Origin of the sequence: Prevotella sp. P3-122 (assembly GCF_002251365.1) — a bacterium.
Classification (GTDB): Bacteria; Bacteroidota; Bacteroidia; order Bacteroidales; family Bacteroidaceae; genus Prevotella.
The window spans coordinates 1-15,170 of the sequence record NZ_NPJH01000010.1 but is presented as its reverse complement, the minus strand read 5'-3'; the positions used below and the strand labels follow the sequence as shown (position 1 = coordinate 15,170).

8 protein-coding genes are annotated in these 15,170 nt (G+C 48.9%); 6 read left to right on the top strand and 2 right to left on the bottom strand.

Annotation, left to right across the window (positions count from 1 at the left end; all coding sequences use genetic code 11):
• The 6 genes from CIL02_RS16210 to CIL02_RS01985 form a co-directional block, all read left to right on the top strand.
• Positions 1–1,742: carbohydrate binding domain-containing protein (locus CIL02_RS16210; protein WP_094398813.1), on the top strand; the 1,742-nt coding region annotated here is incomplete at its 5' end.
• A gap of 69 nt (positions 1,743–1,811) precedes the next feature.
• Complete coding sequence (locus CIL02_RS02005; RefSeq protein ID WP_240513497.1) at positions 1,812–3,464, top strand: RICIN domain-containing protein; 1,653 nt, start codon at positions 1,812–1,814, stop codon at positions 3,462–3,464.
• The gene (locus CIL02_RS02000) at positions 3,461–5,266 is read left to right on the top strand and encodes a DUF6057 family protein (RefSeq protein WP_094398811.1); all 1,806 of its coding nucleotides are present in this window, start codon (positions 3,461–3,463) and stop codon (positions 5,264–5,266) included. The genes CIL02_RS02005 and CIL02_RS02000 overlap by 4 nt, the downstream gene beginning before the upstream one ends.
• A gap of 9 nt (positions 5,267–5,275) precedes the next feature.
• On the top strand, positions 5,276–6,850 hold the full coding sequence (locus CIL02_RS01995; RefSeq protein WP_094398810.1) for a PD40 domain-containing protein: 1,575 nt from the start codon (positions 5,276–5,278) through the stop codon (positions 6,848–6,850).
• 18 nt (positions 6,851–6,868) lie between these two features.
• A complete protein-coding gene (locus CIL02_RS01990; protein WP_094398809.1) occupies positions 6,869–9,856 on the top strand; it encodes a carbohydrate binding domain-containing protein in 2,988 nt (995 codons plus the stop codon).
• A gap of 254 nt (positions 9,857–10,110) precedes the next feature.
• Positions 10,111–10,437: a hypothetical protein gene (locus CIL02_RS01985; protein ID WP_141210084.1), complete on the top strand. Its 327-nt coding sequence runs from the start codon at positions 10,111–10,113 to the stop codon at positions 10,435–10,437.
• Between the two features lie 225 nt (positions 10,438–10,662).
• Here the strand turns inward: CIL02_RS01985 and CIL02_RS01980 are convergent, their stop codons facing one another.
• Both CIL02_RS01980 and CIL02_RS01975 read right to left on the bottom strand, forming a co-directional pair.
• Positions 10,663–11,745 carry an OmpA family protein gene (locus CIL02_RS01980; protein WP_094398807.1) on the bottom strand — a complete coding sequence of 361 codons (1,083 nt, stop codon included), beginning with the start codon at positions 11,743–11,745 and terminating at the stop codon, positions 10,663–10,665.
• Positions 11,746–11,765: 20 nt separating this feature from the next.
• Entirely contained in the window at positions 11,766–15,035 is a 3,270-nt protein-coding gene (locus tag CIL02_RS01975; protein WP_094398806.1) for a carboxypeptidase regulatory-like domain-containing protein, read from the bottom strand.
• Positions 15,036–15,170 lie beyond the last annotated feature (135 nt).

Below are 15,170 nucleotides of genomic sequence, written 5' to 3'. Positions count from 1 at the left end.
TCGACAAGTGGGGTGCATCCATCAGTTCACTTAAGGTCGATGATGTCAAGCTCACTGGCGTTGACCGCAACGTTGCCGCAACTGTAGGTTTCCAGAACAATGGTGCCGATATAGCATACTTCACCTACGATACCACAGGTGCCTACGCTCCTGCCTTCGCCAGCCTGACGGCATCAACAGATTCACTTGTTATCGATGGTACAGGAAACAGCGCAACCTTCACTATCCATGCTGAGAATCTTGTTTCCGACATCAAGGTGTCGGCGACACATGGATTTGCCGTGTCTCCGACAACCATAAAGGCAGACGGTGGTGACCAGAAACTGACAGTGGTAAATACTACAACTCTTGCAGAGAATACAGGTAAGGTAATACTCCGAAGCGGTGACTTGCGTACCTATGTTGATGTACGCTCATTCGGCTCAGCCCTTGATGTGAAGGATATCAGTCAGAATCCCGTTTATACTGGAGGTGATGACATGAATAAAACCTTTGAGGGCTTTGCTCCCGGTACCGACGGATTTACTGTAGAGGTAAGGGCTAAGGTTGACGATCCTTCTATGGAACTTGCACCGTTTGCCGTTACAGCAGACAAGGTTGGCTTCCAGAGCTATATCAACTCTACATCAATGGGTATGCTCAATGGTGCCAATTCATATATCAGCAATGAGGAAATAAGCAACCCCGCCAATGGTGGTACATTCTACAACACCGACGGACTGTATCATACATACCGCTATGCCGTGACATCCGACAAACGCGTGTTCGTATACCGTGACGGCTTGGCCGTAGACACCTTCCGTGTTGCCGACCTTGCCTTGCAGCCCGACTGGAGTGTAGAGACAGGAAAGGCTTTGCGTAACCTTCTGAAGAACTCTGACTTCGAGGGAGAGTGGAACTTCTCCAAGAGCCGTAACATCGTTACCCGCATAGAGGGTTGGGACGTATATCCTTACGACCAGTACAACTCAACTCAGGAGATTGTTGCAGAGGAACGCAGTAACGAGGTTGACCAGAACAACCACGTGTTGTCTGTAAGCAGATACAAATGGAATGACGGCTGGTCAGCAGGCGAGATTTCGCAGATTGTAGATGTTGCTCCTAATGAGATATACACATTCTCTGCCCTTGCCAAAGGTGGTATAAAGAGCGATGGCACCAAACTCGGAAGCATACGTATATATGACCTTCAGAATGCTGACAACAAGACCACATTGCAGGTGACAAGTGATAGCTACAAGAAATATTCATGCGATTTTGAGACTCTTGCCAACACCAAGCAGATACGCGTTGTGTTCGCACTGGAACGCGACAAGTGGGGCGCATCCATCAGTTCTCTTAAGGCGGACGATGTCAGCCTGCGCGGCTATTCACGCAATGTGGAGCAACAGATAGGCTTTAAGAACAATGGTGCAGACATAGCCTACTTCGCATTTGATAACAATGGAGCCTTTGCACCTATGTTGCCAGGTCTTACCGCTCAGGAGATTACTGATGCAATAGAGAATGTCATCGCAGAAGATGCCGATGGCATCAGGGCTGTTGCTTCTGGCAATATGCTCACTGTATATGGTGCAGCCGATGGCAGTAGGGTAGTCGTTTACGCAGCAAACGGAACCCAAGTTGCTGCTGTCGACAATTATACGCAGGGTATGGGCATAGCTCTGCCAGGCTCTGGAATATATGTTGTTGCTGCCTTTAATGGTGGAGACAAGAAAGTAACGAAGGTTGTAAACCGATAATTAATCTTTGGAAGTCAGGGGATGACACGGAAATCCCTTGACTTCCATATAACAAATAACAGGAAACATATGAAAAGATTTTTCACTTCTTGGGTGCTTGCCGTGACAATGGCGCAACCAGTTGTGTCAGCTAACACCTTCACGCCGGGACAGACATGGAACGATACCCAAGGTTCTGCCATCAATGCACATGGTGGATGCATAGTCTATTCCGATGGTTACTACTATTGGTTCGGTGAGAACAGAAATGGTGGTAAAAGTGCGGGCATAAGCTGTTACCGCTCCTCAGACCTCTATAATTGGGAAAGACTCGGGCTTGCTGTAACGCCAACAGGCACCATGACAGATGAATGTCGGGATATAGCAAGCGGCAGAACGCTTGAGCGTCCGAAGGTGATATACAACGATAAAACCGGGAAGTGGGTGATGTGGATACACTGGGAGAACGGTTCCGATTACGGACAGGCCAAGTCGTGTGTGTGCATTGCCGACAAGGTTAGCGGACCATACACACTTGTTGACGTGTACAGACCGAACAACTGCGACGCCCGCGACCAGACTTTGTTCAAGGATGACGACGGAAAGGCATACCATGTCTATTCCACCAACATGAACTCAAATACTAACTGCGAAGAGCTCGCCGATGACTATCTCACACCTTTGACTGATTATAACACTCAGCTTAAAGGACGCAAATATGAGGCTGCATCAATATTCAAGGTGGGCGAGACTTATTATGGACTGTTCTCGGGGTGTACGGGCTGGTCGCCCAACCCCGGAAGATATATGTGGACCACCGACCTCATGGGAACGTGGACTGCTCCTGCCGATTTTAAGGCAAGCGATGGTACGACGGGTATAAACTTCTGTGTAGACGACGGTGCGTCTACAACATATACAAGCCAGAGTGCATATGTGATACCGGTGCATGGCAAGGAGAAGTGCTTTATATATTATGGTGACAGATGGAATTCCGGCAATATTCAGTCTTCGAAATATGTATGGTTGCCGCTGAGCGTACGCTCGGGCTATCCTGCTGTCAGATGGTATGACAGCTGGGATCTTTCGGTCTTTGACCATATGTATGATATGAAGCGCGTGAAGACACTTGCCGACGGCATGGAGTGCTATATCCTTGACCGCTATTCCAACAGGTTTGTATCGAGGCCTCAGAGTGTGCTTACCATTGAGGATGACGGCTCGACCAACCTTATGTTCCGTCTTCATGCCACCGATGACCCTTATGCCTTCCGTATAGAGGACACTACCACAGGCAAATATATGCAGGCTGTGTATGGCACAATGAGGTGGATGACTGATAATGCCGATGAAATGGCGCAAAAATGGTATTTCATACTACAGGAGGACGGATGCTATAAGATAAAGAATGTTGCCGACGGCTCTTGTCTGTCAGTATCGGGCAATTCCACACTGGCAGGCTCTGGTATCTACCTCAATGAGGACAGCAAGACCATACATCAGACGTTTGGTATATACTTCGACTCCGTGAAGCATGACGACTACGAGGAGGCTGATATATGGAGTCGCAACTATCGTGAGGAAAACCTCAGGAAGATGGAAATTCAGACTGCCATAGAGACCATTCCTTCTATCAGTCCAGCTGATGATGCTGTCTATAATATGAGCGGACAGAGGGTTGACAGGAAAAGTTTGAGAAGTGGCATATATATAATAGGTGGAAAGAAGATAATAGTGAAATGACAGACAGAAAGAAATTTCTTTGGCCATTGTGCATGATAGCCTTTGTGGTGCTTGGGCTCTATATCCTTCTGGGGTGGCTTACCCCATTCTTGTTGGAGACAGCAGCGCTGACACCATTCTATACCACATCGTGGTTTTTCCGCGACGTGGTGTCTGAGCCTTGTGGACTGCTGTTCTATGTAGGCTCTTTCTTGCAGAGTTGCTTTGCATTGCCGTGGCTGGGTGCCTTGTTGCTGACCGCAGTACTTGCGCTTCTTGCAGAGACGTTACGCAGGGCGTTCCGCATATCGCTGGCGTGGTCGCCCCTGTGCCTCCTGCCATCGTTGCTGTTGTTGCTGGCCTATACAGAGTCGGGCTACCTGTTCTGGCTCATCAAGACTCCAGCCTTAGCCTTTACCATGCCACTTGGCATGTTGTTTTCAGTGTGCTTAGTATGCCTTTGGCTTAGAACAGACAACGTATGGCTGAAAGCTCTGTGGACATTGGCTGTGCCGTGCGTGGGCTATTGGCTTGTAGGTACTTTTGCGCTCTGGGCAGCTATGATGGCGGCATTGTCGGAGATGGTTGCATTTGCTGCCTTTCGCAAGAAGAAATGTCTTCTGTTTATTTTAGGTCTGTTAGTTGTGACAGCCGTTGCACCACGGATGTACTATACTTCAGGACTTGTTCATCTCAAAGCCTCGGAACTGTATGTTGTCGGCTTGCCCGACTACTTGTGGAATGCAGCCGAGAGGTTCCTCTGGTGGCCCGTACTGGCATCGTATGGCATAGTGGCTTTTCTGCTTCTAGCTCCGTTGCGCAAGGGTACCTGGCCCGCCGTTGTTTTGTCCATTGCCTTGTTGACAGGTGGAGTGTTGTGGCTGTTGGACTCTACGTTTACAGATGCCAATTTCCTCAACACCCTGAGACAGAAGCAGGCCTTTGAGAGTGGTGACTACGAGAAGGTTGTAGAAATAGCCCGCTCGCAGGAACAGCCCCCTACACGCTTGCAGGTGATGCTCACCCGAGAGGCACTATGGCAGTCAGGAAGGGCGGGCGACATGATGTTTGCCTGTCCCGATGGCGATGCACCATGTGCCAGTCCTCGGCCTTTCCAGTATCTTCGTCTGCTCTGTGGCCGTTTGCTGTATTATTATGAGGGAAAGGTAAACTATGCTTACCGCTGGTGTATGGAGGATATGGTGGAGTATGGTCTCCGGCCCGACTACCTGAAATACATGCTTAAGTGTGCCGTCATAAACGGCGAGGCCAAGCTTGCAGAGAAGTATGCCTCGTCTTTGCGCCATACATTATGGTATAGCCATATTGCTGACCAATATTCTGGTCTCATCGGTAATCCGTCAAAGGTTGCCGCAGACAAGGAGATGAGGCGCATACTGCCTTTGATGAGGTATGGTGATGTGCTCGATGGTGACGGAGGTATGATAGAGGTCTACCTGCTCAACAGCTATGCCTACTCTTCGGGAGGCTCTCGCGAGATTGTTGAGAGGGCTTTGATGAACAGTCTGATAATGAAAAACCTTGATGGCTTCTGGCCAAGGTTCATGTCGTTGCTTGAGGGATGGAAGGGGCATGTGCCCATTCACTGTCAGGAGGCTGCACTTATGGTGGCCCAGCTCAAGGGTGGTGTTGACGTGTCGGTCCTGCCTATCGATGATACCGTAAGGCAAAGGTTCGAAAGACTCGTTGAACTGTCGGCACAGAATGGTGACCAGGCTTCAAATGCCTACATGCTGCGGCCAGAGTTCGGTGATACCTACTGGTACTACTACTTCTTCGTTGAAGGATTGAAAACTAATTAATATATCTCTATGGATAAAGTCAAACAGCTAATCTTTGCACTCCTGCCATTGTTGCTTTTGTCGGCCTGCACACCTTCCGTGCCCGACCAGGCTGTCGACAACAACATGCTTGCTAAAGTGTTTCCTGACAACAGTGGGGCCACATTGCCGCCTAACATAGCACCATTGAATTTCCGTGTACAGACGGAGTGTGATGAGTGCATAGTACGAATTGCCGCCGCTAAGACAGGCAATGAGATAGTAGTGCGTGGCCCCGAGGTGGATATTGACGTTGATGACTGGCACAAGCTTCTTGATAAGGCCAAGGGAGGCAACCTGCTTACCGATATCTTTGTCAGACATGGAGATACTTGGTATAAGTTCGTGACGATAGTCAATCCTGTTGCCCTGGAGCCAGTAGATCAGTATCTAACCTACAGACTCATCGAACCGTCTTACGTGGACTATGAGGATATGGTGCTCTGCCAGCGTGACGTGACCTCCTTCGACGAGCGTGTGCTCTACAGCAACCGTATGCATGGCGAAGGTGACAACGGACAGTGCATAAACTGTCATGTGGCGCAAGACTACAACAGGCAGGGACACTCCCAGTTTCATGTAAGGCAGTATAATGGCGGTACTGTGTTCATAGATGACGGAAAGGTGACGAAGGTGAACCTCAAGACTGCCAGCACGCTGTCTGCGGGTGTCTATCCAGCTTGGCATCCTAAGCAGGAACTGGTGGCATATTCGGTTAACGAGACTGGGCAGGTGTTCCACACACGTGACCTGCAGAAGATAGAGGTTATTGACTATGCCAGCGACCTTATACTCTATGACCGCAAGACCTCAAAGGTGTATGACATCGACAACAGCAAGGACGAGTTTGAGACATTCCCTGCGTGGAGCCCTGCCGGCGACATGCTCTACTATGCCTCTGCACACTATGTCCGCCAGACCGATGACATAGATGCCGAGCTCGACTCTGCCTATCAGTCGCTCAAGTACAATGTCTATAGCAGGACATTTGACAGCCGCTCGAAGAAGTTCGGAGAACGAAGACTCGTTCTTGATGCAGCTGCTATGGGCAAGAGTGCCTCTTTTCCGAGGGTGTCTCCCGATGGACGTTATCTTCTCATGGCACTTGCCGACTATGGTCAGTTCCATATTTGGCATCGCTCTTCCGACCTCTATGTCCTCGACCTTAAGACTGGTGTGATGAGGGAGCTTCGCAAGGCCAACAGCCCCGATACTGAGAGTTACCATAACTGGTCGTCAAATGGCAGATGGATAGTGTTCGCATCGCGAAGGGATGACGGTAGCTATACAAGGCTATACGTGTCATATTTCGACCGCCAGGGCATTGCTCACAAGCCCTTCCTGCTGCCACAGCAGTCGGCCGACTACTATGAGAACCTGTTCAAGAGCTACAATGTGCCGGAATGGATGGTGAATAAGGTAAAACCAGATATGATGAGGATAACCACGGCTGTCGGGAAGCCAGCTGTCAATGCCGTATATGGAGGCTCGGCACTGGCGACTCCCGACCCGGCCACGTCCTCGAAACAGATTCGAAACAATAAAAAAGAAAATATTTATGATTAACTAAAACTATTACCAATTATGAGAACTAAACAATTGTTATTAGCATTGTTGCTTTCGCTCATCGGAATTCATGTTGCGGAAGCGGAGTCCTACACTCCAGTTAAAGGTGGCAAAATTGTTACCGATGATGGTATCTACATCGTCACAGGCGACAATATCATTCCCAACTCAGACTTCAGTGAAGGACTGACGGGATGGAAGGCCGGTGACAACTCTGACCTTTCTGCCGACAATTTCGAGATTATTCCCGATGGCGGTCCCGATGGCGGTCCTTGTATTCACGCTCTCGGTGGTGCAGGAAGCAGTTCTAACCAGACCCTCAAGACAGGATGGGCTATCGAGAGTGGCAAGACATACGTATTCACGGTGTGGGCTTACCGCACACAGAGCGGAATGTCGACCAATACTCAGTATAGCCAGGTATGGCAGGGCAATAGCGAGACTGATGCCAACACAGAGATAGGAATGATTAAATACCAGGCTGACACGTGGGTTCAGAGCCAGTTTGTGTTTACTGCCGAAAAGGCTTACTTTGTAGCCAAATTCGCCTGGCTCGATGCGGCATCGAGCTTTGCATACTTCTTCCTTGCCGAGATGGAGAAGAGCAACGAGCTGTTGAAGACGTCGCTTGAAGCGTCAATAGCTGCAGCTCAGGATGTCCTGGATACCACAGAAGAAGGTGATGAGAAAGGCCAGTACACAACAGCCGTACGTAAGACTCTTTCAGATGCCATTGCCGCAGCGAAGAATGTACTTGATACAGCTACAACACAGGATGAGATAAATGATGCAAAAAAGGCTCTCGACACAGCTGTAAAGACATACACGGCAAGCATGAATCCTCCGTTCAAGCTCGGCGTGGGGTATACAATCACTAATGTTGCCGGCTCGCTCAGTCTGACATCAGGCGACGGTACGGTGCGTATAGCCACTCCCGACTTTGCCGACAGCACACAGGTGTTCTACTTTGAGAAGGCTCCTGAGGGCGCAGAGGCTGTTGGCTACAATATGCGTGATGCAAATGGTACCTACATCTGGCGCAGCGGCTCGTGGGACACAAAGTCGGGCGAGACAACTCTAACTGCCAAGAACGCCATATTCAATGTTGTTGAGTATGATACCTTCGTGCAGATAAAGAATGAGGGTAGCGGCTCTGTGCTCGGTGTGGACAAAACTACTAACAACTCAGAAGTTTATTCAAACAAGGGCGGTACAAGCTCGAAAAACTGCTGGATTCTTGTAAAGCATACTCCTACGGCTGCACTTGAGTCTGCCATAGAGAAGGCTGAGGACGTAGCATCCTCTGCCGAGGTTGGTACAGAATACTATCAGGTACCGCAGTCGGCACTCGATGAGCTTAATGCTGCCATCACTACTGCCAAGGATGCCCTGCTAACCATCACCACTCCAGATGAGGCTAAGGTTGCCGTTGCAGCCCTCGAAGCTGCCATTGTGAAGTTCAACGGCTCTTTCAATCCGCTGCCTGACTTTGCCAATGGTGAGACATATACCGTTACCCATTATGGCGGATGCCTTCTCACGACAACGGAATCGGGCAATGCCACGATAACGACTAAGGAGGAAACGGGAGCTTCTGATGAGCAGCTCATGGTATTAGAGAAAGCTACTTATCAGGACATGACGGATGTATACTATGTGAAGTCCGTAGCCAACGGTTCCTATCTCGTCCGTGACGGTAACTATAATACCAAGTGGCGTGCCGACAGAGATACACTTGCTGCCATTATACAGGTATGCCGTCTCGAAGGCAAGTGGCTCGGAATGAAGTTTGTCTCTACCTCCACCTTCCTTGGTGTTGATGGACAGGGGAGCGGCTCTAAGACATATAGCGACAAGGCTGGTGTAGGCAACACTGGAGCCTACTGGACCATCGATGCGTATGTTGCCATAGTTCTCGACCGTGTAGCTTTCAATGCTGCTGTGACAAAAGCGCAGGACGCTCTTGCTGCCATGAAGCCGGGATACAAGACGGGTGAATATTTCCAGGAAGACATAGACGCGTTCTCAAAGGTTATCAGCAAGGCTAAGAGTGATGCCAACAAGGCGCAGTCGCAGGAGGCTCTCGATGCCATCACATCACAGTTGCTTGCAGACATTGATGTTTATGTTGCCAAGGCTCACGACAGGGATTACCTGAACGTTACTGCTCTGAAGGCTGAGGTGGATAAGGCCAAGGCAACACTTGATAAGAGTGTTGCAGGCGATTGCAACGGACAATTCCCACAGGAGGCTATCGACAAATATGATGCCGTATATAAGGCTGCGGCCGCTGTACTTGCTGACGAGAACTCTACACAGGAGCAGGTGGATGAGGCCACTGAAACTTTAAAGGCTGCTGCTGCTGAGTTTGCTGCTGCCAAGGTGGTAATAGATTTCTCTGAACTCAACTTTGCCATAACTGATGCGCAGACGATTGTCAAGGACAAGGCTGACTTCGTTGGCGAGGGACCGGGAAGATACTCTCCTGAGAAGTATGAGGCTCTGAAGACTGCCATTGCAGCAGCACAAGCCATTGCAAAGAGCAATGAGGTAAATCAGAAAACTGTTGACAAGGAGACTGAGACTCTTATTGATAAAACCAATGAATTTGTGGAGTCATTCGTTGACAACGACTATTCTGAGCTGCAGGCCCTTGTTGAACAGGCGGAGGAACTGATACGCAAGGCTGAGGCTGGAGAGATTGAGTGCGATCCACAAGACCTTCAAGACCTGAAAGACTCTTACGAGCGCAACTCTGCGGCATTAGAGTCTAAGGACCAGAATGTAATAGACCGCGCAGTGAAAATTCTCCGCCGTGATATTGAGATATTCAACAACATCACTACTGGTATCTCGCTGATACCCGCAGGAACAGCTGTGAAGGTGTTTACTATCAATGGCCTGTTTGTTGCCGACAGCCTCGACCGTCACTTCACTCCTGGCATCTACGTCATCCGCTATTCCGTAGATGGCAAGCAGGTTGCAAGGAAGGTTAGAATGAGATAACCGTCGCTTGCGTGAAAGCATAAAACTTGCAGGCAGCAGGGCCATAGAGCTCTGCTGCCTGTTTTTGGTATCCCCCTCCCCCCTTGTGTCTTTATAATCCCTCCCTCGTATTTTTACTATCTCCTCTTTCCGCCTTTCTTATTCCTCCTCATGTCTTTTCATTAGCTTCTTTATGGTTCAACAGGAATTTCCTTGGGCTACTGTGCCCCGTGGGGTGAGCTTTCCTCTAATCCAGAATAAGACAGACCGTATCTGTGCCAGTTATTGCCTGTCTAAGACGCAAAGCTTTGCAACCGCCCACGCAAAGCTTTGCATCCGCTCCTGCAAAGCTTTGCATCCGCCATCGCAATGCTTTGCGTGAAAAGAGGCTTGCCAGAAAAAACTATAACGATAACCAAAACGAAAACCAAAATGAAGACAAAAACCATGATAAACCCCTTGAGGAGGATGGAGGCAGAGCCTTGCTGTCAGGCTTCCGCTTTGGTCTTATAAGAGCTGTGCTCTTAACGCCCCAAGCGAAAGCCTGGCAGCACCTTCTTTCAGAAGGCCGCCATCCTCTTCAAGGCGATAAACAGAAATAAACATTTCCTTAAGGAGATTTCTGTTGGTTTGATGGGTTCGATAGGTTCGAGGGGTTATGAGAGGGTTTGATAGGTTCGAGGGGCTTTTCTTGGTTTTTGTCTTCGTTATCGTCCTTCGTCCTTCGTCCTTCGTCCTTCGACCTTTGACCTTCGTCCTTCGACCTCATAAAAAAACTCCTGCAAGCGTGGGCTTGCAGGAGCATATAGATGGAATTGTGAAGTTGTTTACTTAGCGATAGAAACAGCTACACGGTTGAGCTCGTTAACTGGGTAGATGTCGCTTGTTGCGCCACCAGCCTCGGTCTTGATGCGGTCGGCAGAGATACCGAGCTTGTTGATGAGCATGTCGGCAACAGCCTTGGCACGAGCCTCAGAGAGCTTCTGGTTTACCTCTGGGTTGCCCTCAGGAGAAGCGTAACCCTTGATGGTAACATTAGAGTTAGGATTAGCCTTGAGGAAGTCAGCGATAGCCTTCACGTTGGCAGCCTGCTGAGTGCTGATGTCGCTCTTTGCACACTGGAAGAATACGTTAGGCAGTACGGTCTGCTTATCTACGACAGTCTTAACAACTTCCTTAACCTCAGGCTTACGGTTCTTCAGGGCTGCGTTCTCTGCCTGAAGTGCGTTGATGCGGTCGTTCAGAGCCTTCAGCTCAGCAGAGTTGTCCTTAACGACAACCTGTGGCTTGGCATCAGGAAGAACGAGTGAAACACCAAGAAGCAGGGAGGTATACCAGTCGTGAGAGCCTGGTTCCAGACGGCCATTGAACTGGTCGTTGGTGTTGTCGGCACGATACTCGAGGTTGAAAGCGAGGTTCTTTGCTACGCGCCAGTCAAGCTGTGCGCCCACGCGGATGTTTGGAGAGAACTTGCTTGAGTTGGTTGTGGCCATGCCTGACCAGTTGAGGCCCACACCGGCGATACCATAAAGGTTCAGGGCGCGGCGCTTCGGAGAAATCAGGTTGAGCAGGTTCACCATAGCGTCGAAAGATCCTGTAGCATACTTGAAGCTCTGCTTCTCACCGGTAAATTCATTATACACCTTAGAGTTGCAGCCCTCGATGCCGAGGCGTGTAGAGAACAGCGGGCTGATGTTGCGACCTACATTGAGACCGAACACTGGCGAGATGAGATGGCTCATGCCGGGAGTGTTGGGCAACTGAATGCCGCCCTGAAAGTTTACGAACCAGCTTGGGTTGTACTTGCATCCACCGCAGCAAGCCTTTCCTTCTTCCTTACCGCAGCACTGTGCGTTTGCTGACATTGCTGTAAGGACAGCAGTCAGAGCTATAACAAATATTTTCTTCATTGTCGATTTCAATTTAATAATTAGAATGTCAACTTAGCTGTGAGCTGCATACGCCAGCGGCTGTAGTAGTCAGAGTAAGAGCGCATGTCGTAGCTACCCTTGTTTGTGAACTGATAACCTCTTTTCTTGCTTTCAACAATTGTACCAGCATTGTCAACGCTATATACTTTCATATTTCCGTATGACAATGGTGAATAGTAGTTGTAGCCACCTTGTGAGAGAGTGGCACCCCACTTCTTGTTCAGCATATTGGTGAAGTTGATGATATCGAGACCAATCTGGATGTAGCGGATGTCCTTACCCCACTTGAAACCGAACTTGTGGTCTATGTGCAGGTCGAGACGGTTCTCCCAGTCCTCGTTGTCTGCGTTGCGATCGAAGTATTCACCACGATGGTTCTTAATATACTTCTCGCTTGAAAGCCACTGCTTGAAATCGGCAGCCTGCTGCTCTGAAGTCTTTGTTACAGCACCTGTATTCTTATTGGTAACAGGTACGAAGAGACCCTTGTTAAGCATGGCATCAACCTCAGCATCTGTAGGAATATACATAAGGTCATTGTAACCACCGTCACCATTGAGGTCACCGTTTACATAGATAGAGTATGGTGAGCCTGAGTTGCCTGTGTAGATAAGACCGATAGTAGTCTTGTTGTCGATAGTGCGGCCTGGGTTCTTGTTCCAATTGATGTGCTGGTAAGCAGAAACCATAACCTGATGAGGAATGTTGAAGTTGGAGTTTGCAAGCTCTGGCTTGTTAGGATTGCCGTGAGTATAGTTGTACTGCCAGTTAGATGCTGCTACAGAAGAAGAACCGTTGTTGATGGTCTTAGACTTGCCATAGGTGTAGCTTGCCATAAGGTCGAGACCGAAGTCGAAGCTCTTCTCAGCCTTAACAGAGAGGTTGTAGCTGTAACCCTTGGAAACGTTGTCGAGAACGTAGATGGCTGAATAAGGAACGGTGCTCTTCTCGTACATTGGACGGTTGTCACCATAATCAGCGAGACCGGCATATTCATTGTAAGTCTTGCCTGTCGCAGTGATGTCGTAGTTCTTGACAATCATGTCGTTGATGGTCTTTGAATAGATGCCCTCAACGGTCCAGTCGATACCGAGTAACTTGAAGTCGGCAGCAAGATTTGCACGAAGCTGCTGGGCGAACTTGAAGTTCTTGTCGAATACGTTAATGGTCTGAGCATTCTGTGCAGGAGACTGTGGGTTAACCCGCAAGTCTGCCAAACCTGCATTGTTTGCATTGTATTGAATCTGTATGTTATCATTATTCTGCTGAGAGTCATAGCTAAATTGAGCAATACCATTGTTTGAGAAGTTGTTTGATATCCAAACATAAGGTACACGGCCAGTGAAGATACCTACACCACCACGAACGATGAGGTTGCGGTTCTTAAGAACATCCCAACGGAAACCGAGACGCGGAGACCACATTGGTTCAACGGCAATCTTATGGTTGGTCTTAAGATCCCATCCCTGCTGAGCTGCATATACATTGAACTCTGCGTTCTGTATAGGTGTGTCAAACATGATAGGCATGTCGATGCGGAGACCGTATGTCAGGTCGAAGTTGTCGGTAACAGCCCACTTGTCCTGAGCATAGAAGCCAATCTGGCCGGCAGAGAACTCTGGCATCCAGCGCTTTGTGCCAGTTACAGACTCTACACCCTGGCCATAACGGAAACGTGCAATGTTACCACCGTAAAAATCATTTGGTGAATTGTAGATATATGTGCCATAAAGATCTTGACAGAAGAGGTTACCGAACTTGTAGAACTCATCGTGTGTACCTAGGGTGATAGAGTGATGGCCAGCGTTGATGGTGAAGTTGTCGGTAAGAGTATAGATGTCCTGATTAAGCTGGTTAGCCATTGAAGAACGTTCGTTACCTATGTTAAGTGTGCCGCCACCAACGTTAGAAATCTGAATCATTGGGAATGGGTCGCCAGGATTACGCTTGTCGCGTACAGATGTCCAACTTGCGTGGAACTCGTTGTTCATGTTGTCGCCGATGCGGCTGTTAAGCTCGAATACCAGTGAGTTGGTCTTTGAGCAGAAGTCATAAGCATAGTCGTTGGTAACGAGAGACTTTGCACCTGCTGTATTGTTGTTCTGCTTTGCGTCAACGAATGACCAGCGCAGAGAGGCGTGGTTGCGGTCGTTGATGTTCCAGTCGAGCTTCAAGCCTACCTTGTCAGAGTATGTGTACTCCTTCGGTGTGCCGAGAGTTCCACGATAGGTTACGCCCTGAGCGGCAGCCTGCTGCTTTACATAGTTGAGAATGTCGTTGGCAACGCTGAAGTCAACCTTGGACATGCCGTTGTCTGTAGAATAAGCATTGTCATACTCCTTCTTTGAACGCTCGAAGTTGGCGAAGAAGAACAGTTTGTCCTTTACGATAGGACCGCCGAGGGTAGCACCGAGTGTCCAGTCGGTCATGTCGCCATATTTGGCAGACTCTTTACCGTCGTGCGTCTCGTACTTGTCAGATACCATGTCGCCATTCTGGAAGTAAGAGTAAACGCTTCCGTGTACCTCGTTGGTACCCGACTTGGTGGTAGCGTTGATGGCACCACCAGTGAAGCCTGACTGACGAACGTCGAATGGAGCGATAGAAACATGTATCTGGTCGATAGTCTCCATAGAGAATGCCTGTGTGCCAGCCTGGCCACCATTAGCACCGTTGGCTGTCAGACCGAACACGTCGTTAGACATGGCACCATCAATCTGGATGGCGTTGTAACGGTTGTTTGAACCGGCGATTGTCATGGCACCACCCTCTGAAACCTTTACGAAAGGATTGATGCGGGCAACGTCGGCCACGCTGTGGGTAATTGTTGGCAATTCCTGAATGCGCATGTTGCTGATAGTCTGCGCAGCACCATTCTTTGTGCCGTTAACGCCAGCCTCGCCAGTAACGACTACGTCGCCGAGGGTCTGGGTGTCGTCAGTCAACCATACCTGAAGGTTGTAGGATTCACCGAGAGACAAGGAGATGTTCTCGAAAGTCTTTGTCTTAGCACCAATGTAAGATACCGTTACGGTGTAAGGACCGCCTGCACGCATACCCTGGATGGAATAGATGCCTTTGGTGTTTGTAACGGCGGCATACTTTGTTCCAGAAGGTACATGGACAGCCTGTATGGAAGCTCCAATAACTTCCTCACCGGTGGCCTCAAGTGTAACCTTACCATTAATGCCAGAAGTTGTAACCTGAGCCATTGCTGACGACAAAACCATCATCAACATAGCAGCAAGAATAGCAATCTTTTTCTGCATAACTTTGTAAAATTGTTAATTAAAAAATATGGTTGGAATTAAAATGAATTCTAAAATTAATTGTTATCCGATGCAAAATTATACAAAATTTTTAATACAGGCATCACAATTATATTTAAAATTTGTTAAGTCGCA

What these genes read in the sequence shown, in the direction of transcription:
- CIL02_RS02005 (WP_240513497.1), top strand. Translation starts at nt 1,812, where the DNA reads ATGAAAAGATTTTTCACTTCTTGGGTGCTTGCCGTGACAATGGCGCAA.
- CIL02_RS01975 (WP_094398806.1), bottom strand. Translation starts at nt 15,035, where the DNA reads ATGCAGAAAAAGATTGCTATTCTTGCTGCTATGTTGATGATGGTTTTG.
- CIL02_RS01980 (WP_094398807.1), bottom strand. Translation starts at nt 11,745, where the DNA reads ATGAAGAAAATATTTGTTATAGCTCTGACTGCTGTCCTTACAGCAATG.
- CIL02_RS01990 (WP_094398809.1), top strand. Translation starts at nt 6,869, where the DNA reads ATGAGAACTAAACAATTGTTATTAGCATTGTTGCTTTCGCTCATCGGA.
- CIL02_RS01995 (WP_094398810.1), top strand. Translation starts at nt 5,276, where the DNA reads ATGGATAAAGTCAAACAGCTAATCTTTGCACTCCTGCCATTGTTGCTT.
- CIL02_RS02000 (WP_094398811.1), top strand. Translation starts at nt 3,461, where the DNA reads ATGACAGACAGAAAGAAATTTCTTTGGCCATTGTGCATGATAGCCTTT.